The sequence below is a fragment of the Paenibacillus sp. 2KB_20 genome (assembly GCF_052115765.1).
In the GTDB taxonomy this organism is placed as follows: Bacteria; Bacillota; Bacilli; order Paenibacillales; family Paenibacillaceae; genus Paenibacillus_AQ.
The window spans coordinates 429,861-449,294 of the sequence record NZ_JBFRHH010000006.1 but is presented as its reverse complement, the minus strand read 5'-3'; the positions used below and the strand labels follow the sequence as shown (position 1 = coordinate 449,294).

At 48.7% G+C, this 19,434-nt stretch carries 14 protein-coding genes and 1 pseudogene; 12 read left to right on the top strand and 3 right to left on the bottom strand.

The annotated features are described in order from the left end of the window. The first annotated feature begins 483 nt into the window (after positions 1-483). The 4 genes from AB4124_RS18775 (at position 484) to AB4124_RS18760 (ending at position 5,193) form a co-directional block, all read left to right on the top strand. On the top strand, positions 484-1,434 hold the full coding sequence (locus tag AB4124_RS18775; protein WP_379405368.1) for a carbohydrate ABC transporter permease: 951 nt from the start codon (positions 484-486) through the stop codon (positions 1,432-1,434). A gap of 61 nt (positions 1,435-1,495) precedes the next feature. Continuing rightward, a complete protein-coding gene (locus AB4124_RS18770) occupies positions 1,496-2,365 on the top strand; it encodes a carbohydrate ABC transporter permease (protein ID WP_071220686.1) in 870 nt (289 codons plus the stop codon). Positions 2,366-2,404: 39 nt separating this feature from the next. Further along, positions 2,405-3,784 carry an extracellular solute-binding protein gene (locus AB4124_RS18765; RefSeq protein ID WP_441973819.1) on the top strand — a complete coding sequence of 460 codons (1,380 nt, stop codon included), beginning with the start codon at positions 2,405-2,407 and terminating at the stop codon, positions 3,782-3,784. 305 nt (positions 3,785-4,089) lie between these two features. Further along, the gene (locus AB4124_RS18760) at positions 4,090-5,193 is read left to right on the top strand and encodes a glycerol dehydrogenase (RefSeq protein WP_441973840.1); all 1,104 of its coding nucleotides are present in this window, start codon (positions 4,090-4,092) and stop codon (positions 5,191-5,193) included. A gap of 123 nt (positions 5,194-5,316) precedes the next feature. Here AB4124_RS18760 and AB4124_RS18755 read toward each other — a convergent pair whose 3' ends face one another. Next, positions 5,317-6,159, bottom strand: a complete 843-nt coding sequence (locus AB4124_RS18755) for a helix-turn-helix domain-containing protein (RefSeq protein WP_441973839.1) — start codon at positions 6,157-6,159, stop codon at positions 5,317-5,319. A 117-nt stretch (positions 6,160-6,276) separates the two neighbouring features. Here AB4124_RS18755 and AB4124_RS18750 point away from each other — a divergent pair, with 117 nt between their 5' ends. The 6 genes from AB4124_RS18750 (at position 6,277) to AB4124_RS18725 (ending at position 15,559) form a co-directional block, all read left to right on the top strand. Further along, positions 6,277-8,529: an FAD-dependent oxidoreductase gene (locus AB4124_RS18750; RefSeq protein WP_441973818.1), complete on the top strand. Its 2,253-nt coding sequence runs from the start codon at positions 6,277-6,279 to the stop codon at positions 8,527-8,529. Positions 8,530-8,581: 52 nt separating this feature from the next. Beyond that, complete coding sequence (locus AB4124_RS18745) at positions 8,582-10,126, top strand: response regulator transcription factor (RefSeq protein ID WP_441973817.1); 1,545 nt, start codon at positions 8,582-8,584, stop codon at positions 10,124-10,126. 41 nt (positions 10,127-10,167) lie between these two features. Beyond that, positions 10,168-11,949: a sensor histidine kinase gene (locus AB4124_RS18740; protein ID WP_441973816.1), complete on the top strand. Its 1,782-nt coding sequence runs from the start codon at positions 10,168-10,170 to the stop codon at positions 11,947-11,949. A 282-nt stretch (positions 11,950-12,231) separates the two neighbouring features. Next, positions 12,232-13,134, top strand: coding sequence for an ABC transporter permease (locus AB4124_RS18735; protein ID WP_372238808.1), 903 nt, complete (start codon positions 12,232-12,234; stop codon positions 13,132-13,134). Continuing rightward, on the top strand, positions 13,128-13,988 hold the full coding sequence (locus tag AB4124_RS18730; protein ID WP_076323468.1) for a carbohydrate ABC transporter permease: 861 nt from the start codon (positions 13,128-13,130) through the stop codon (positions 13,986-13,988). Before AB4124_RS18735 ends, AB4124_RS18730 begins: the two co-directional genes overlap by 7 nt. Before the next feature lie 32 nt (positions 13,989-14,020). Further along, positions 14,021-15,559 carry an extracellular solute-binding protein gene (locus tag AB4124_RS18725; protein ID WP_441973815.1) on the top strand — a complete coding sequence of 513 codons (1,539 nt, stop codon included), beginning with the start codon at positions 14,021-14,023 and terminating at the stop codon, positions 15,557-15,559. 50 nt (positions 15,560-15,609) lie between these two features. On the opposite strand, the gene AB4124_RS18720 is transcribed toward AB4124_RS18725, so the two are convergent. Then, complete coding sequence (locus AB4124_RS18720; RefSeq protein WP_441973814.1) at positions 15,610-16,407, bottom strand: helix-turn-helix domain-containing protein; 798 nt, start codon at positions 16,405-16,407, stop codon at positions 15,610-15,612. 120 nt (positions 16,408-16,527) lie between these two features. Between AB4124_RS18720 and AB4124_RS18715 the strand changes: the two genes are divergently transcribed. Continuing rightward, entirely contained in the window at positions 16,528-17,343 is an 816-nt protein-coding gene (locus AB4124_RS18715; RefSeq protein WP_430107751.1) for a phytanoyl-CoA dioxygenase family protein, read from the top strand. A 330-nt stretch (positions 17,344-17,673) separates the two neighbouring features. Next, the gene (xerS, locus tag AB4124_RS18710; protein ID WP_083659709.1) at positions 17,674-18,759 is read left to right on the top strand and encodes a tyrosine recombinase XerS; all 1,086 of its coding nucleotides are present in this window, start codon (positions 17,674-17,676) and stop codon (positions 18,757-18,759) included. A gap of 146 nt (positions 18,760-18,905) precedes the next feature. Here xerS and AB4124_RS18705 read toward each other — a convergent pair. Further along, positions 18,906-19,088 (bottom strand): annotated as a pseudogene (locus AB4124_RS18705) (IS3-like element ISBth8 family transposase); the annotation flags it as partial. Between the last annotated feature and the right edge of the window lie 346 nt (positions 19,089-19,434).

Genomic DNA, 19,434 nt, shown 5'->3' with positions numbered 1-19,434 from the left:
AGAGGTTGTTCAAAAAGTCCGCTTTTGATCACGAAGCGAATCAGGAAGCAGCTCGGCATCGAATCTTGAATTCAGCCGGGCCTTCCGGTGCTCACGTACCCAAAACGTACGCTCCGCTCCTGACGTCCCTAGCTTCATCCAACCTTCTCGGTGCTGAAAATTGACCTTTTTGAACACGTACTATAAGCCTTTCAAAATACAAAAAAAGCACAGCCTAAAATAGGTTGTGCTTTTTTCGGTACAGTTTCAAAACGGTCCAGGATCTTCGAAGCAAGGTTCGATCTAGGCATACACCCGGATGCGGGCAGCTGCATACACTGCCGATAAGCAATCGCAGAAGATGTTGTTCTTCCATTCACGTCTGTGAAAAAAAGAATAACACATAATCCGGATTCGTCCACATAACCATTTACAGAATGGACATGAACGTCTTGTCCGATTACCGGAATGGGTCCGGTTATTAACGAAAGGAGGAGGATCGGTTTGTCATCCACCCCAGAAGGGAAATGGACTGCGGAGCATGGGAAATGGGCCAAACGAAAGTTCAGATTTACGCGTAATGACTGGATGGGTTATCTATTCAGCGCCCCTCTGATTATCGGTGTCATCGTATTCGCCATCTATCCCATGTTCGCCGCACTGTTTATGAGTTTTCATCAGACATCCGGGCTCAATTTATCCGGCGCTTGGGTGGGCCTGAGCAACTACCGTTACGCATTAGAAGATTCCTTATTTTGGCAAGCGCTTACAAATACGTTTGTCATGGGGATTTGGTCTGTACTGCTTGGAATTGCACTGTCGTTTATTCTGGCGAGCCTGATTAATAATCTGAAATGGCATCTGGGACGCAATTTTTTCAAAGCGGTATATTTTCTGCCCAATGTCGTGTCCGGCGTTGCTACAAGCCTGTTGTTCTCCTTCTTGTTTTTTCCGTCCAAGGAAGGGCTGATCAACTTTGTAATTGGTTTGTTTGGTATCGATCCTGTCGGCTGGTTCACGAACCCTGAAGTTGCGCGTTACAGTATTGTGCTCATGAGCTTGTGGGGTGCGCTTGGGTATAACACGATTATTTTTCTGGCTGGTTTGCAAAGCGTCCCTCGGGATCTCTATGAAGCTGCAGAGGTGGATGGGGCTGGCACCTACCGGAAATGGTGGTACATTACAATCCCATACTTGCGTCCGATCTTTGTGTTCATGCTCATCATGGGTACCATCGGCGGAATGAAACGGTTTACGGATGTATGGTTAATCGGCGGAACCGCAGGTAATCCTGGGGGAAGCTTGATGACCGTAGTGCTGTATATTTACCGAAATGCGTTTCTCTCTTCGCAGATGGGGCTGGCTACGGCTGTATCCTATCTGTTATTCGTCATCATACTCATCCTAACCGTGTTCCTCATGCTGCTCAACCGCCGCAAAGACAGTTTGGACTAATGCCATTATCCATTTTTCGGGTCCGTAGGGGAACCTTATTCCAGAAAACAGGAGGGTAACTATGAGCAGTTCAGCCTTGCCCAAGGAGCCTGTGCGCCGTAAACGAATCACACTTCAACAGCTGATACTAACGCTGGTTCTGTTGGTAGGTTCATTCATCATGATTGTGCCATTCTTATGGATGCTGGTAACGAGCTTCGATTGGGCTGCACGATTAAATATTTCATTCCCGCCGAAAATATGGCCGGAAGAGCCTTCGATCCGAACATATGAAGCCGCCTTCACCAACATTAATATGTTTCGATACATCGGCAACTCCACGCTTGTAAGTGCAGGGGTCATTATCATCAGCTCATTGTCCGCACTATTATCCGGTTATGCCTTATCCAAGCTCCGCTTCAAAGGAGCAAACTTCGTCTTGCTGCTAGCGCTAAGCACGATGATGATTCCGTTCGAAATGACGATGATTCCGCAGTATCTTTTGTTCAGTAAACTCGGACTGGTCGATAACTACTTGGCTTTTTATTTGCCGGCCATGAACTATGCGTTCGGTACTTTTTTAGCCAAAGCCTTCTTTGATCAATTACCCAGCAGTTTAAGGGAAGCTGCCGTTCTGGATGGCGCCAAGGAAATCACCGTATTCAGCCGGGTATATCTGCCGCTGTGTACGCCCATTATCGCCACCATGGTCATTCTGCTGTTCTTAGGCGTATGGAATGATATGCTGTGGCCGCTGCTGATCTTAAAATCGGCTGCCAAGTACACGATCCAGATTGGATTGGCCATGTTTACGTATAACAACGGAATCAATCAGCAGCCATCGATCATTATGGCAGCAACAACTACGAGCCTCATTCCGGTTATCGTAGTTTATATGTTCCTGCAGCGTTATATCATCGAGAGCATTGCGCTATCCGGTATCAAGCAGTAATTCAAAATGGAAGCTAAATTTATGTGGGGGTGTTTGTGTATGAAAAAAGTTGTGCTGCTTATCCTGTCATTCGTGCTGGTATTTACATTGGCCGCTTGTTCAGGCAGTTCGGGAAAAGATGTGACAGGCGGCGTGAAGATTGAAAAAGTATCGGACATGAAAGGTACGGTTCGCGTTGCACTGGCAGGCTGGCAGCTGGATAACGGGATCGATGCACTGACAGGCAACCCGACCATCGGACTCAACGAGTATTTAGATAAAACGTTCAAAAAAATGTATCCGAACATCAAACTGGAGGTTTATCAAATCCCCTGGGAGAACGTAAAAGCCAAACAAACGGCCATGCTGCTCTCCGGCGATGCGGATATCTTGTATACCGGTGGAGCCTTTGCATCACAATGGTACCAGGAAGGGCTGCTGCGTGACCTGGACGACTTGATCGAAAAGGACACTACGTTTGACAAGGGCATCTATCTGGAAGGCATTATGAATAACTCCTATAGCACCAAGTCGCCCGACGGAAGCAAGCAGTTTGGCATTCCTGCCGTTCTTGGCCGCCGGATGACGATTTATGATAAGAAGCTGTTTGAAGACTGGGGCGTTGAAACGCTCTCGGCACAGCCGGGACCGGATGAAATTCTGGAGAAAGCCAAGCAAATGACCGGCAAAAACCCGAAAACCGGTGAAGACAATTTCGGTCTGTATTGGAGCGGCAACTCATTAAACGGATCTACCTTTGTTGCGTTAACCCTTGCTTATGGCGCCAAAGGAGCGGATGGATCGTTGAAGGATATCAAAAGCATTAAATGGCACCTGAATTCTCCGGAAATGGTCAAAGTGCTGGAATGGCTGAAAGAAGCCGCACAACTGCCGCCGGCAGGTTTCGTAAATGCCCAAGGAGCTGAGAATTTCGGTCTGGAGAAGAACAATATCGCCATCGCCCTCGATTCCACCGGCGGCTCAACAATGAGTGAATTCCGGTCGAAGCAGAACAAAGAGCTGTTGGACCGTTTTGAACCTGTGCTGAACATGGGGCCTAAAGGCGAAGGTTGGGTGGCGGTTGACCCGTTCATCATGGCGAAGAATGCTAAAGATGTGGATGCATCATGGGAAGTATTAAAATTCTTGACCAGCTACATGACGCAAAAATATATGTATGAGAACTTCTCCAGTACCCCAACACTTAAAAACGCTGATTTTGTAACACCGGAAGATAAGTTTGTGAAAAAAGCACTCGAAATCGCAAATGTTGGCCACTCGGAGCTCATGGATGAAGCCAATCCGTTTTATATGAGCGATATCGCTCCAGCTATTAACGGATTCATTAGCCAGGCTGCATCCGGAAATGCTCCGGATATTCAGAAGTTTCTGGATGATCTGCAGGCTCGTGCTGAGAAATGGTCGGCAAATCTGAAGTAAATCAGGAGGGGACTGCACTAGAGACGGGCTTAATCATGATGATTATATGAGTCAAACAACTCAATATATTCCAATATTATGTAAAATGTGCATTGTCCCGATGATACCTGGATAAAAAGCAGCTTTTATGGTGGCATTATCCCCTCAAAGTAGACACTCGAAAAAACTCATGTTTTCATGAGAAGGGAGTGAACTTGGAGGGGATATTTTTATGGCTACAAAAGGGACAGTTTTTTCAATCGTATAAAAATCTCATTATCATTAGATAATAGCAAGGATATTGAAATCCATTGGAGCGTGATATTTTGGGAAAATATGTGAAATCAATTACATCGCCAAAGAGATTTATCGTGGGGAACTATTTACTAAAAGAATTAGCTTCCTATACCGCTACTTATGGTGACCATGCGTATGTTATTTGCGATGAATTTATTTTGGATCGTGCGCGCAGGGAAGCCGGTAAATCTTTTGAAGAGGCCGGACATCAAAGCGAATTTGTAAAATTCAACTATCAAATCACTCAAGATGAAATCGACAGACACCGCCAAGCGGTGCAAAAATCAGGTGCCAATATCATAGTCGGTATTGGCGGCGGGAAAACATTGGATACAGCTAAGGCTACCGCATATTACACACATCTGCCTGTTGCGATTTTCCCGACAATTGCTTCAACAGATGCGCCGTGTACTGCACTTTCCGTCATTTACAATGCAGACGGTTCATTTGACCGTTACCTGTTTTTGCCGACAAATCCTGACATCGTGCTGGCAGATCCCAATATTCTGGTAAACGCACCGACACGGTTTTTTGTGGCGGGGATAGGGGATGCTCTTGCGACTTATTTTGAAGCGCGAGCATGTTATCAGAAAAATGGAGATAATTTAGTGAATCTAAAGCCATCCCTAGCCGGCTTAGGTATTGCAAAAATGTGCTATGACACCATTCTAGAATATGGCCTGCAGGCTAAAATCGCCGTGGATCAGAACGTCTCGACCCCGGCCGTTGAAAAAACAATTGAAGCCACGATTTATTTAAGCGGTGTTGGCGCTGAATCCGGCGGCTTGGCCGCTGCCCACGCAATCCATAATGGAATGACGGCCGTTCCATCGCTGCATCATGCGCAGCATGGCGAAAAAGTGGTCTTTGGTTTATTAACGCAGCTTGTTCTCGAAAGTGCTCCACGAGAGGAAATCGAAACGGTTATCCGTTTTATCAAGGAAGTAGGGCTGCCGCTAACCTTAAAAGACCTGGGTCTGGATGAATTCATAGAGGAGGAATGGCGAAAAGTAGCAGAAGATGCGTGTGCCGAAGGAGACACGATGGGCAATTTGCCGCACCCGGTAACGCCTGAAGATGTGTACCAGGCCATCATTGCTGCAAATGCATTGGCAGAACATTATTATAACTAACGTCTACAGAATTGGATGGAGTTGATGTCGGGTGACAAAAACATAGTAACATTAGAAGCCGCTGATTATGCGGCTTTTTATTTTATGTTATCAAGTTCTGTATAGAGGGGATTGTAGCAGGCATTAGACCCGGTTCGTTTTCCGGTAAGCGGAAGGACTGACTTTCATCAGCTTCGAGAACACGCGGCTGAGGTAGAAGCCATTGTTGAAGCCGCAAGCTAATGCGATCTGCTCTAAATTCAGATGGGTATCGACGAGCAAGGACTTTGCTTGCTCCAGCCTAATATGGCTTAAATAGCGCGAAGGAGTCATCCCCACGCTTCGGGTGAATCTGCGGGTGAGCTGAACGGGACTGATGCCCAGCTCGTCCGCAAGCACCAGCATGCTCATGTCCTTATAGGCGTTCTGCTGGATATAGAGCCGTGCCTGTTCCATCAGAGGATCGGCAGGTTCTTTGTCTTCGCCAACCACGCCGACCGCTATCGACTGCAAACAAAACAGCCAAATATCGTTCAGCGCATGGTTTTGCCAATAGCTCCGCTGATCGATCTCCGCGGCAGCTTCGTCCTGCCTCTTGAAATATCTCAAATTATCGGCAAACCTCTCCTTATGCGTGACGGCGGGCTTGTAGGCAGAAGCCGCCAAACGGTGGTGGACGTCCTGCTCTGCCTCTTGCCCTGCAACCGCCTCTCCCGATATAGAGCCTAACGAAAATCCGATGAAATGAAAAGACGGCGCATGGATAACGTCGCGATGAAAATCGACGCCCGGCGGGCAAACGATGACGTCGCCCATCTGCGCCATTCCCTCGCTATCGCCGATCCCATAACGGAAGCTGCCGCCCTCCACCGCAAATAGAACCCAATGTCCGTAGGTGTCCACGCTGTATTGAAATTGTTTCTTATGATTCCAAAAGACATGATGCATTAGGCTAGGATATAGGATGGGGCTTCGATTCAACATCATCACCGCAATCAGCCTCCCAAATGAAATAAAGTATATGCCAATATGATAGCGCAGTGCATGTTAAATAACGACCCCCTCGATTAAGATGATAGTAATTCTAGACTTGGGGGGATTCGATTGAAGTTTGAATTAGTAAAATCCGACATTACCGTTATTGGCGGAGGCTTGGCCGGCGTATGCGCTGCCGTTGCAGCCGCACGTCTCGGCCAAACCGTGTCGCTCGTGAACAACAGACCCGTACTCGGAGGCAATTCTAGCAGCGAGGTACGGGTGTGGGTATGCGGCGCTACGGCGCATGGCACGCAGCGTTATGCTAGAGAAACCGGCATCATGGGAGAAATGTTCGTCGAGAATCAATTCCGGAACCCGGATGGAAATCCTTATTTATGGGATCTCGTCGTACTCGAGACGGTCCGAGCAGAGCCGAACATTGCCTTGTTTCTCAATACGGATGTGCACGAGGTCGAAGCGGAAGGCGCGGAGGAGGAGCGCATCATGAAGTCAGTCACAGGCTGGATGATGGGCTCCGAGCGGAAAATCCGGTTTGAAAGCGATATGTACATAGATTGTACAGGAGATGGCCTTGCGGGTTTTCTGGCAGGCGCTAAATACCGGATCGGCCGCGAGGCCGCAGAGGAATACAACGAGGACTGGGCACCGGAGACGGCGGACGATATTACGCTTGGCAGCACGCTCCTGTTCTATACGAAGGAGGCAGATCGGCCGGTCAAGTACATTCCGCCGAGCTTTGCGAAGGACATTACGCAAACGGCGATCCCGATGAAGCGGGTCATTCGCAGCGGCGACTCAGGCTGCCACTATTGGTGGATCGAATGGGGCGGCGAGCTGGATACGGTGCATGATAATGAACGAATACGCGATGAGCTCTGGTCGGTCATTTACGGGGTATGGGATTATATCAAAAACTCCGGCAATTTCGATGCCGATCGCATGACGCTGGAATGGGTCGGGTCGCTCCCTGGCAAACGGGAGTATCGCCGATTCACAGGAGATTATATGTTGAACCAAAACGATATTATCGCGCAGGTGCCCTTCACCGATCGCATCGCCTTCGGAGGCTGGTCGATAGATCTTCATCCGCCGCAAGGCATGTATTCGACAGAGAGCGGTTCAAAGCATTTATTTTCGGACGGCATCTATCATATTCCATTTCGGTGTCTGTACTCCAGCAACGTCAGCAATCTGATGTTTGCAGGCCGCGATATCAGCGCAACTCACGTCGCATTCGGTACGACGAGGGTAATGGCAACCTGTGCCGTCATCGGCGAAGCAGCCGGAAGCGGTGCCGCACTGTGCGTGCAGAAAGGGATATCGCCGCGTGTGTTGCACCGTGACCATATGAACGACCTGCAGCAGACGATGCTCAGGCAGGATGCGTCGATTATCGGGATCGCGGCAGACGACCCTTACGATCTCGCCAAATCGGCCCGAATTACGGCATCCAGCACAATGACCAAAGTGTCGCTGACGGACTCAACCTATACACACCCGTTGGACAAAGAACTGGGCATCCTGTTTCCCGTGAATCCCTCGCTTGAATCAGTGGCGCTGCTGATCGATGCGGCAAAGGCTGCTACTCTTGAAGTGGAGCTGTGGCATACGGAAAAAGGTGAAAATTACGTGCCAAAGCAGATGGTGGCTGAAGCATCGGTGTCAGTAGCCGAAGGTACCAGGCAGTGGGCTAAGCTGGATTTAGTTTGGCAGCCCAATGCAGCCTGCAATGCATTCCTTATTATTAAAGCAAACGAAGCGATTCAACTTCACGGATCGGATTCTCCGATGACCGGCGTGCTGTGCTTTGAGAAAGGGCCAAAGCCGATCGTCTCGACTCTTTTAGAGGATCGTCAGCCGGATCAGCCGGTCGTACAGTGGAGCATGCGCCGTTGGAACCGCAAGCCGCTATGTCTGCAGGTTACGCCAAATACGGAAGCGTACGCTGCCGCAGCGGTGACGGACGGGTATATTCGGCCGTTCGCCGGTCCGCATTTATGGATGTCCGAGCCGATGTCTCCAGGCAAACCGGAATGGCTGCAGTTGGAGTGGGCTGAAGTGCAATCGATCGCCGAGATCCACGTCACCTTTAACGACGATATTAATGAAGACTTAATAAATTTGCACCATCACCGCACCGCTTTCGAAGCGATTCCCGAGCTCATCCGAGCTTATCGGATAGAAGCGCTCATCGGTGAGGAATGGGTCACACTGGCTGAAGAGAAGCACAACCATAAGCGCAAAAAAGTGCATAAGCTCAGCCGTTCCATCTCGTCGCATACGATTAGACTATGGATCGACGAAACGAACGGAGGACCACGCGCGGAGGTTGCCGAAATAAGAGTCTATGCTCTATAATGGAATAAATAAAATGACATCGCTTTCATTTTGTGCTAAAGGAGAGGATATCATGATCATAAAGCCGCTTGGCGTATTGATCGTCGAAGATGAAATTCCTCTGCGCCAAGAGCTTCGGATCTTTCCATGGGAGGCGTGCGGAGCCGAATGGATAGGGGAAGCGAGCAACGGGTCGGAAGCGATGCAGCTATGTGCTGAACGCACGCCAGATGTCGTGATAACGGATATTACGATGCCGGTTATGGACGGAATTGCTCTCATACGGGAACTCCGGAAGCGCCACCCGAGCGTACAGATCATATTGTTAACCTGTCACAGCGATTTTCATTACGTACAAGAAGCGCTCCGTCTTGGAGCGCTTGAATATATTTTGAAGGTGTCATTGGAGGAAGAAGAGCTTAAACAGGCGATGGACAAAGCGAGAGCTGCGGTCGTCAAGGAGCGCATGGTGCACGAGCATGCGAGAAGGGAACAGAGGCAGCTGCAAGCCGCCTTATTCGGCAAGCTGCTTCACGGGCAAGAGCCAGCCGGCTCCGATTGGCAATCGATGACGCTAAGCGTAGATCGTCCAATTCGACTGGTACGACTTCAGCTAGACATTCCTCCAATAGGCTATCTGCCTGTGAAGGACACGGTTCAACAGAGGCTGACCGAGCAGGAAAAAAGGGATCCAAACTGGCTGACTTGGCTGACGGTACGGGAGCGGGAATATTTTGTTCTGCTTGAAGGCAGAACTCCTACCGATGCTGTTCTTGAGTCACTCCGCACGTTCGTTCAACACTTGACGGAGCTATTGGATCGGAAAGAGACCAAGCAGGAGCGCTACGCGACAATATGTGCGCTATTTAGCCAACCGGTCACATCGAAGGAAGAAATTGCATCGGCGCTCGCCTATTCGAACGAGTGGAAAGATGCGCTGTTTTACGACCGATGTCCCGAGGAAAGCGCTGTGTACACGCAGCATTCGTTGCCTCTAACGGATCTGACGGAAAAGAAAACGAAGGAATTAAACGAGATGCTGAGAAAAGCATCATTGTCTCCTGCGAGCTTGAAGGAATGCTTGCTTGGCGAGTTCAGGGATTGGTGCATCGCAGAGCGAGTGAAGCCAAGTCAACTGAAGGAACGGATACTTCATTGGCAGGTAGATTGGCACAGGCAGCAAGAGGGCGCTGAGCTAAGCGCAGCCCGAATGGGGATTTTAATGGACGCAGGAACGTTAGCTGAGATGATCGCCAATATGGTTCAGGATATGGAAGCTGACGAGCTAGGGAAGTTGCGTTCGCGCTTTGAGATTCGTTTGGCCGTGCAATGGATCAAAGACCATCTCAAGGAGCCGATTTCGCTGCCCATTATCGCAGAGCAGGTAGGGCTGAGCCCACATTATATCAGCAAATTGTTTCGCGAGGAAACGGGGAGTACGGTCAATCAGTATATAACCCGTCTTCGTATGGAGAAGGCGATTGAGCTTCTTAGGCATTCGAATAAGAAGGTATATGAGGTCGCGGAAGAGGTCGGCATTCCGAGCTACCGCTATTTTACCGTTACGTTTCGAAATTGGACCGGGGTATCGCCGACGGACTATAAACGGAATGGCTGATAGCACGGGAGCGTGAGAACGGGCGCGAAAGAAGGGGGATAATGACGAAACTGTTTCATTGGTATGCCAGCCTTGGTCTCGCTACCAAGCAGTTTATTTATTTGTTCATCGTGACGCTGCTGCTCGTTCAAGTGCTTGCATGGCGAAACCTCCACGAGGCTGAAAGTCTGCTTCAGAATCAAGTCATTCGCGATGCAGAGCTGCTCGTCAGCCGGACGAATCAATATATCGATGCAAGTTTGGACAATGTGGAAAATATGCTGCTGCTACTCTCGACCCGCGCCGATTTGCTGGAGGAAGGGAATGAGGTGGCAGCTGTCGAGACGCTTCGCAAGTTTGCGGGAATTAACAACTCCATTGCCAGAACTTTGTACATGATTCGAGCTGACGGTCAAGTATTTGCAAGCTCGCAGGTCGTTTATGACATCATCGGCAATCCAAATCTGAATCAACTCTATGAGCTGGCGCTTATTAACTACGGGGCCATTAACGTGAGCGAACCTTATGATTCGCCAATGTCGGGGCGAACGCTTGCTTACGTACTGCCTATTGCGGATGCTGGCAAAAAGGTGAAGGGTGTCGTAGTCGCTGAACTTAATCTCGATTTGCTCACGGAGCGTATTGCGCCGATGATCTATCAATCTTATATACTGTTCACGAAGGAAGGCAGCGTCATTAATCGGCTGGATTCCCGCGATAAGCTGCTCCCCTTCCAAGCCGCCTCGTATCCGCCAAAGCTGGAGGAGAGCTTTCGTGGGCAGCTCGCCTTGCTCAAAGTCGGCGTAAGCGGCATAAAAGGGGATTCCTTGAATCCGCTCGTTGCCGTGAAGTCGACCAAAAACCGTCTAGGCTGGTCGCTTGCGGCGTTCATCGAAGAGGATTATTTCTATCAGGACCTTCAGAGGCTGAACAACAACTACCGGACCGCGAGTATCGTATGGATCATTATGCTTCTGATCAGTGCGTATCTGCTCAGCCGATCGTTCACACATCCGATTCGCCGATTTGTCGAGAAGATGGACCGTCTTAACAACTTTGAGGTTGTGGCGAAGCTGCCTGTTACGAGAATGGACGAAATCGGCAGGCTAACGCAGAGCTACAATGCCATGCTCGAGAGGATTCAGAGCCTGCTCCAAAAGACGAAAAATGCGGAGGAGCAGAAGAAGGAATACGAGCTGAAGATGCTGCGAAGCCAGATTGCGCCCCATTTTCTGTATAATACCCTTGCCTGCATAAGCAGCTTGGCAAAGCAGCAGCGTATCGACGAGTTGCGCGATACGATTCGTTCACTGGTCAAGCTGTTAAGCTTCAGCTTCGACAAGCAATCAGAATACGTATCCCTTGAGGAGGAGCTGGAAGGGCTGCGAATGTACATGCATATTCAGCAGGTACGCTATGGGGAACAATATCAGTTTATGATTGATATTGTTCCTGACCTTCTGCAGTATCGCATACTTAAGCTTACGCTGCAGCCGCTCGTAGAAAATGCACTCTTCCATGGACTAACGCCGAATCACGGCGGGCTTATCGTCGTGAAAGGCGGGCTGAGGAAGGGGATTCTGAGACTCTATGTGCGCGATAACGGGATAGGCATCAAACGGGAGAAGCGCAGCAGGCTGCTGTTGGAAAATCAGGACGGTGGGCAGCGCTCCATGTACCGGTTTACTGGCATCGGGCTGCGGAACGTGCATGAGCGGATTCGGATCCATCACGGTGAGACGTACGGCTTGCGGATCGGAAGCGCGGAAGGGGCAGGTACTGTTGTCCGCGTCGATATGCCCGTCCTGACGGAAAGCGACGAACGATTAGGTATTTGGCGTTAACCAATAACGATACCAAGGCTGTCACGTGGTTTCTTCAGACCATTCGTGACAGCCTTTACTCATTAATCGTTGATATTGATGTAGATGGATCCATATTCGATGTTAATGATGATGAAGGAATTACGTACATTTTTTACGTTTTTGTGTATATCGAGGAGACGTCAGGACCTTTATACTTACCTTATTGGAAGCGCATTCAAACTATGGAGGGATACGATGGAAGCCAATCAAAGCCTAACGCCAGCCCCTCGGATACGGCCTTCTCCGCGGACAAAGCTGCTCATGATTTTAAAATTGGCATGGCGGTTTAAAGCCTTTTACGTCATGCTGCTGCCCGGCATTATTTATTTTGTCATATTTCGGTACTTCCCGATGTACGGAGTCATTATCGCCTTCAAAGATTTTGCGATCCTGGACGGCATAACGGGCAGCTCGTGGGTCGATCCGTGGTATAAGCATTTTCAGAGCTTTTACGAGTCGCCTTACTTCAGCCAGCTGCTGACCAATACGCTGTTGATCAGCCTCTACAAGCTGTTATGGGGGACGCTGCCGCCGATCATGCTGGCCGTACTGCTGAACGAATGCCGCGTTCGCTGGCTGAAGTCGATCGTACAAACGCTGACTTACATGCCGCACTTCTTGTCTTGGGTCATTATTTTCGGTATTCTTTTGACGCTCTTCTCCCAGAACGGCGGTCTCATAAACCGCTGGATTGTAGAAGCGGGGGGAAGCTCGATCCCGTTTCTGACCTCGACGGAATATTTCCGCAGCATACTGGTCGGATCGGAGGTATGGCAAAATCTCGGCTGGGGAGCGATTATCTATTTAGCCGCGATGGCAGGCATCGATCCGACCCTCTACGAAGCGGCGAAGGTGGACGGTGCGAGCCGAATGCGAATGATCTGGCATATTACGCTTCCTGGCATTAGAAGCATTATCGTCCTGCTGTTCGTTCTGAAGCTTGGCCATCTGCTTGACGCAGGCTTTGATCAAATTTACATTCTGTACAATATTCAGGTGTACCCGGTTGCGGACATCATCGACACATGGGTTTACCGAACCGGTCTGCAGCAGCTTAATTTCAGCTTGGCGTCGGCAGTCGGATTGTTCAAATCGGTCATCGGACTCATCCTTGTGCTTGGTGCTAACCGCGTGGCGAAGAAATGGGGTGAGGGCATATGGTAAGAGGCCTCGATGATAAAATTTTTAACACAATCATATACGTTATTCTCGGACTATGCGGACTTATCGCCATTCTGCCGATCCTTTATGTTGTATCCGTATCCATCACTCCGTTCGGAGAAGTGCTGCGTAACGGCGGATTCATATTGTTTCCGAAGGAAATTACGTTTTCCGCTTACCGCACGCTGCTGACGGAGTCCAATATTCCGAAGGCGTTCCAAATAACCGTTCTCATTACGGTGATCGGAACAGCGGTCAATCTCGTCTTGACGGGACTGATGGCGTACCCGCTCAGCCGTCGGAATTTGCCGGGAAGAAACTTTTTTCTGCTCATGATCGTGTTCACCTTATTGTTCAGCGGAGGGCTTATTCCGACCTATCTGGTCGTTAAGTCGATGGGGCTGCTCGATTCTATCTGGGCGATGATTCTGCCAAATGCAGTCTGGAGCTTTAACGTTCTTATTATGAAAAGCTTTTTTGAAGGACTGCCGGAGGAGCTGTTCGAGTCGGCCCGAATGGATGGAGCCAAAGAGTTCCGCATCCTGCTGCAAATCGTTACGCCGCTTTCCCTTCCTGTATTGCTGACGGTTGGATTGTTTTACCTGGTCGGCCATTGGAACGAGTTTTTTCAAGCGATTTTTTATGTGACCGATCGCACACTCTATCCGCTTCAGGTCGTCGTCCGGGAAATTCTGATGCAAAGCCAGCAGCCGCTTGAGAACGCGGAAAATATGATGCCGACGCAGACGATGCAGATGGCATCCGTCATGATTGCGAGCTTGCCGGTCATCGTGATTTATCCGTTTCTTCAAAAGCATTTTACAAAAGGGATGCTGCTTGGTTCGATTAAAGGTTAACTGATGAAACCATTCAGAGAGGGGTTAAGATCATGAAGAAATTAGGGACTTTGCTAGTAGCCGTTTCATTAGCGGGGGCTTTGCTTACGGCATGTTCGGGGGGGGATGGCAATGATAACCCGGAAAATAATTCGGGCGCTACCGCCAAGCCCGGAGCGGAAACGACGGAGCAGCCTAGCGGCAAACCGGTTAAGCTCGACATTATCGAGACGGGGAACAATCTTCCATCGCCCGATAAAGACATGATTAAGCAGGAATTGGATAAGGCGCTGAATATCGACCTGAACTTGACAGTGTATCCAGCAGCGGACGATTACAACAATCAACTAAACGTTCGGATGTCCTCGGGGAACTTTCCCGACCTGTTCATGGTCGACCGGCAGCAGCTAATTCAATTTTCCAAGCAAGGGCTGCTGCTTGATCTGACGCCGTATATGGATAAGCTGGAGCAAACGGTAGCGTTCATCGGGGAGGACAGCGTCAAGAAGGGGATGGTCGACGGGAAAGTATATGGCATCTCCAAATCTCCGCAAATCCCTTACAACACCTTATGGATCCGCAAGGATTGGCTCGACAAGCTGAAGCTGGAAGTGCCGACGACCGTGGAGCAGTTGGCTTCCGTAGCGGAAGCGTTCACTAAGAACGATCCGGATGGAAATGGCAAGCCGGACACCTTTGGTCTAACGGGCGGCAAGCTGAGCGCATTCTCGACCGTTTTCGGAGCCTTCGGCGTCGGAATGCCAGGCAACTTCTACGAGAAGGACGGCAAAGTCGTCAATGCGCTGCATGAACCGGCAATGAAGGATGCTTTGGTCTTTATTAAGGACATGATTGGATCAGGATCGGTTGATCCGGAGCTGCTCGCCAATAGCGGATTGCAGCATCAAGAGAAGGCGATCAAAGGGCAGGCGGGCATCGTCTATATTGATTGGCCGAACATGACGAAGGAGCAGTTCGTGGAACAAATCAAAACCGTTAATCCGAATGCGGAATGGCTGCAAATCGCCGCTCCTTCGGGTACAGGAGGACAATTCGACGGTTCATGGGATATCGGCGCGGCGCCTGGGAGATATGCCATTCCGAAAGCGCTTGAGAAAGACCCGGAGAAACTGCAGCGGGTGTTCGATCTGCTCAACTATATTTCGAATCCGGACGGAGGCTCGCTGCTCGTGCAGTTTGGGGTGAAGGATACGCACTTCACACTTGAGGACGGCAAGCCGAAGATGACGGACAAAGCGGGCGAGGTCGGCCATTCTTGGCTGTACCAATTCACCGGCAGACCGGAAATGGAGTATTTGCAAGCGAAGTTCGCCGGACAATCGGCTGCAATCGAATTCGCGAACGATCAACCCCGTATTGAAGCATTGAACGGATTTATCGATAATCCAGAGGGATATAACCCAGCCGATGCGAACCGGTACATGGAAGAGGAGATCGCGAAGTTTATTTACGATAAACGTCCATTGACCGAATATGATGACTTTATCAAGACGCTGGAAACGTCTATGAACTACAAAGCGTTAGTGGACAGCGCCATGGAACAGCTTAAGACGCTCGGTTACGGGAACTAAATAACGGGAACGAAAGGCCGACCTCATTCGATGCAGGTCGGCTTGTTCTATCATACGCTATGTGTTTTTCGGTACGACGAAGGATTGACGCCGCACAGTTTTTTGAAGCTTTTGCTTAAATGATGTTCGTCGGTAAATCCGCAATGCTCGGCGATTTGGGCAAGGGTAAGCGAAGAATATACAAGGAGTTGCTTCACCTTGTCCATTCTAAGATTAGTCGCGTAGGCGCTTGGCGTTATGCGGAGCTCGCGTGTAAACAGTCTTGTCAGTTGCACCTGGGTTAGACCAAGCTCCACGGCGATCGACTTCAACGATAGGCCGAATTCTGCTTGCTGCTGAAGCAGATGCAGGGCTCGCCCAAGGGTCGGATCCTCACTGAACAAGGTCATCGTATGCTGCTCGGATTGCTCGATCTGAAGCAAATAGAGCAGATCCCTGAGAAGATGTTTCTTGTACATATGACCAATCCCTGCATGCAAGTATTGGGCGTCGCGAAATTGAGAGAGGGTGGATTGGAAGCGTTTGTTGTTCAATAGCCGAAGCTTGCCGAAAGTCGGGAAATTCGCCGCACGCGGCGGCTCCTCTAGGGAATTGATCCATTGAAACCCCATGAGATGGAACGATAAACCGTCCGTTTGCCGGTAGAAGGTTAGATCGGGCGGGCATAATACGATGTCATCCTTGACCGCTCTTCCGCTTTGGCTGCCCATTCTGTAATTAAAAGCGCCTTCTTCGACGATGAACAACGCCCAATGATCATACGTATCATGCGTTTTCTGAAATTGAGGGGTATCCTTCACGTAGACATGGTATTGCAGATCGGGATCCAGAAATCGGCTGAACTCCATTGCATGACAACACCTTTTCATAGAATGAAATTATTTACAAGGGAAATCGATTTTTCTTACATTATAACATGATGGTTCGCCAAATATAATTAAATTAAATACAAGTAGGAGGTATAAAGGATGAAGACAGCCAATTTGGAAATACCGAAATTAATGGAGCAATTTCATGAACAGGGGTATTTGGTTATACCAGATATTTTGTCGCAGAAACAAGTGAGCCGGCTGAATGCCGCGATCGACGAAATTGTTTTGACGGAACCAGAAGCGCTTTCGCATAATATTTATAACAGCGTAGAACGCCATGCCGAGATCGCTGCATTAATCGATCAGCCTGCCATTCTTCCGTTAATCGTTAATTTGCTTGGCCACAACATTCAGCTTCACATCTCCCACCTCACGATCAGACAACCGAATCCAAGCGAAGCCCAAACGGCCACGCACAGCTTTATCGATTGGCATCAAGACGGTCCGCATCCGCAGTTTCCTGTCATTAACGGCTTGACGGCAACCTATTATATTAAAGTTTGCTATATTTTGAGCGATATGTCGGAGCCGGATCGCGGCAATACGAAAGTGATTCCGGGCAGTCACAAGCAGCCGTACAATCCGAATCACAAGGATGTGCGCCAGCAGCTTGACGGAGAGGTACAAGTGTGCGGAAAACCAGGTGACGTCTTCGTGTTCGCCCAAAACTTGTGGCATGCTGGCTCGCCGAATCGCTCCGCATTCACAAGAAGGCAGCTGTTCCTCGGCTACAGCCCGATCTGGATGCGTCCTATCGACTATCATTCGGCGTCTGTGAGCCTGCTGAAGGACGCCGATCCGATACGCCGCCAGCTGCTTGGGCAGATCAGCGACAACAAATTCAATTATTACGTTCCGGAGGATTCGATGGTGCCTCTCAAATCCATGCTGATCCATCCATCCTCGCAGTAGCTATCACTATCCATTCGAATGGGAAGAATGAACGAGGAGGCATTGGCGCAGGAGGAGATAATGTCACCGTTGTTATCAAGTTCTTGTCCCCGATGTCGAGGGACAAGAACTTAGTCCCTATTGAAAGTCGCTATTTTAGCGACTTTTTTGTTTTATCGGCACAAGTTCTTGTCCCGAGCCAAGGAACAGATTGATGAAAAGCAGCAATGATGGTTGAGGCCAAAGATTCTAGTTAGGATCCTGAATACCACACGCAATAATTACGTAAAATAATAATTTGACGAATAATTATAAATAAGTTACTCTGGAAACAAGGGAGGTTGGCAATAAGTGGATAAAATTGCGAAGCTGCATTATATGAAACGCGTGGAAGCCAAGAGTGCTGAGCTCCCGTGGTACGTGACCGAATACATCGATGGCCGAAAACGCAAACTGTCGCATACGACGCTGCTGAACTACTGTCACGATTACCTCATCTTTTTTGATTGGCTTGTATCAGTTAAATCGAACATCCATGATCGCAAAAACATTGAAATGTCCGTACTCGAATCGCTGACCGTCCGTGAAGTCGAAAATTTTCTGTATTATTTGGAATATCAATTGGATAACAACAAATATACGATCAACCGGAAGTTGTCCGCATTAAAATCGCTGTTTGATTATCTTCAAAACAAGGCCGAAACTCCGGAGCTTAAGCCATATATTCAGCGTAATGTCATGGCCAAAATCGACTTTAATCCAATTAAGGAAAGCCAGGAAACGATCGCTTACCGAATTGAAGGCAAAATTTTGCGGGAAGACGATCTCGAGAAGTTCCGTCAGTTTGTGGCTCATGATTTTGGGGAACTCCATAAAACCAATAAACGTTTACAGCGCTTTCATGAATTTAACCGGGAACGGGATACGGCGATCGTTTCGCTAATTCTCGGCTCCGGACTGCGTTTATCCGAAGTAGCGGGAATTAACATCGAGGATTTGGATATGAACAAAGGCCAAGTGCGTGTGCTGCGTAAAGGCAATAAAGAGCAATATGTATACTTTAGCCAGCAAGCATTGTTGGACCTGGAGAGCTATTTGAAGATCCGTGAAGCTAGGTATAAACCGGAAAAATCGGAAAATTACCTGTTTATAGCAGCGCCGATCGGACGCAAAGGCCAAAGCCGGCGGTTGACGCCAAGGTCGATCGAAAAGCTGATTGAAAAATACGCTGCAGCGTTTGGTAAGCCGGCATTGACGGTGCATTCCTTGAGACACTCATTTGCAACACGTTATCATCGTGAGAACAACGACGTGCCGAAGCTGAAGAATCAGCTGGGACATTCGTCGATTCAGACAACGATGATTTACACGCATTTAACAGATGAAGAGATGAGAAAAGCCGTCAATAATATGGATAAGATGAAATTATACGATTGATGCAAAAATGGCCGTTGCACGGTCGTTTATTTAACACTTTTACACAAAACTCGTATTTTGTACATATGTAGATAAAGTTATTTAACTACACTTCTGTCGTATCATTTATGTGTTAATTGTTTCACACCGGGCTTCGAAATCCAGCTTCCCTCCCCGTGCAAATTCGGATTGAGCTTTTTTAGGTACTCCACCTGCGCTTTCAAATAGGCATTCTCTTCTTCTGCACTACTAAAATGTTTCTTGGTCCAGCGTCCTCGGTAATCCTCGAAACTTTCCCCGTTTTGATGCTTACGTACCCATGTTATGATTTGGCTTTCGCTCTTGATGCCCAACTAGCTATATTTGCAGCTTGTTCAATCCCTGTAAAAGAATGGTTGTTTTTTGAATATCTCCGCCACGATCAATATACGCAGACCATTTGGGGAAAACCTCGCTTCGCAGTACCAAATCGTCCTTGAGCGAACCATCCGCATGGAAAGGTTCTATAGCAATTAACTTGTGCTCTACTAAAAAATTTATTAGTACCGTTTTCATTGAAGTAACTTGCTGTCGATAAGACAAGCTTTTGCTTCTTTTTAACATCGTGGGGTAACTGTATCTTAATATACTCACGCTTATCACCTCGGATTTCACCTACTGGTTATGGCTATTCTAACGTATACATAAATTCCTAGT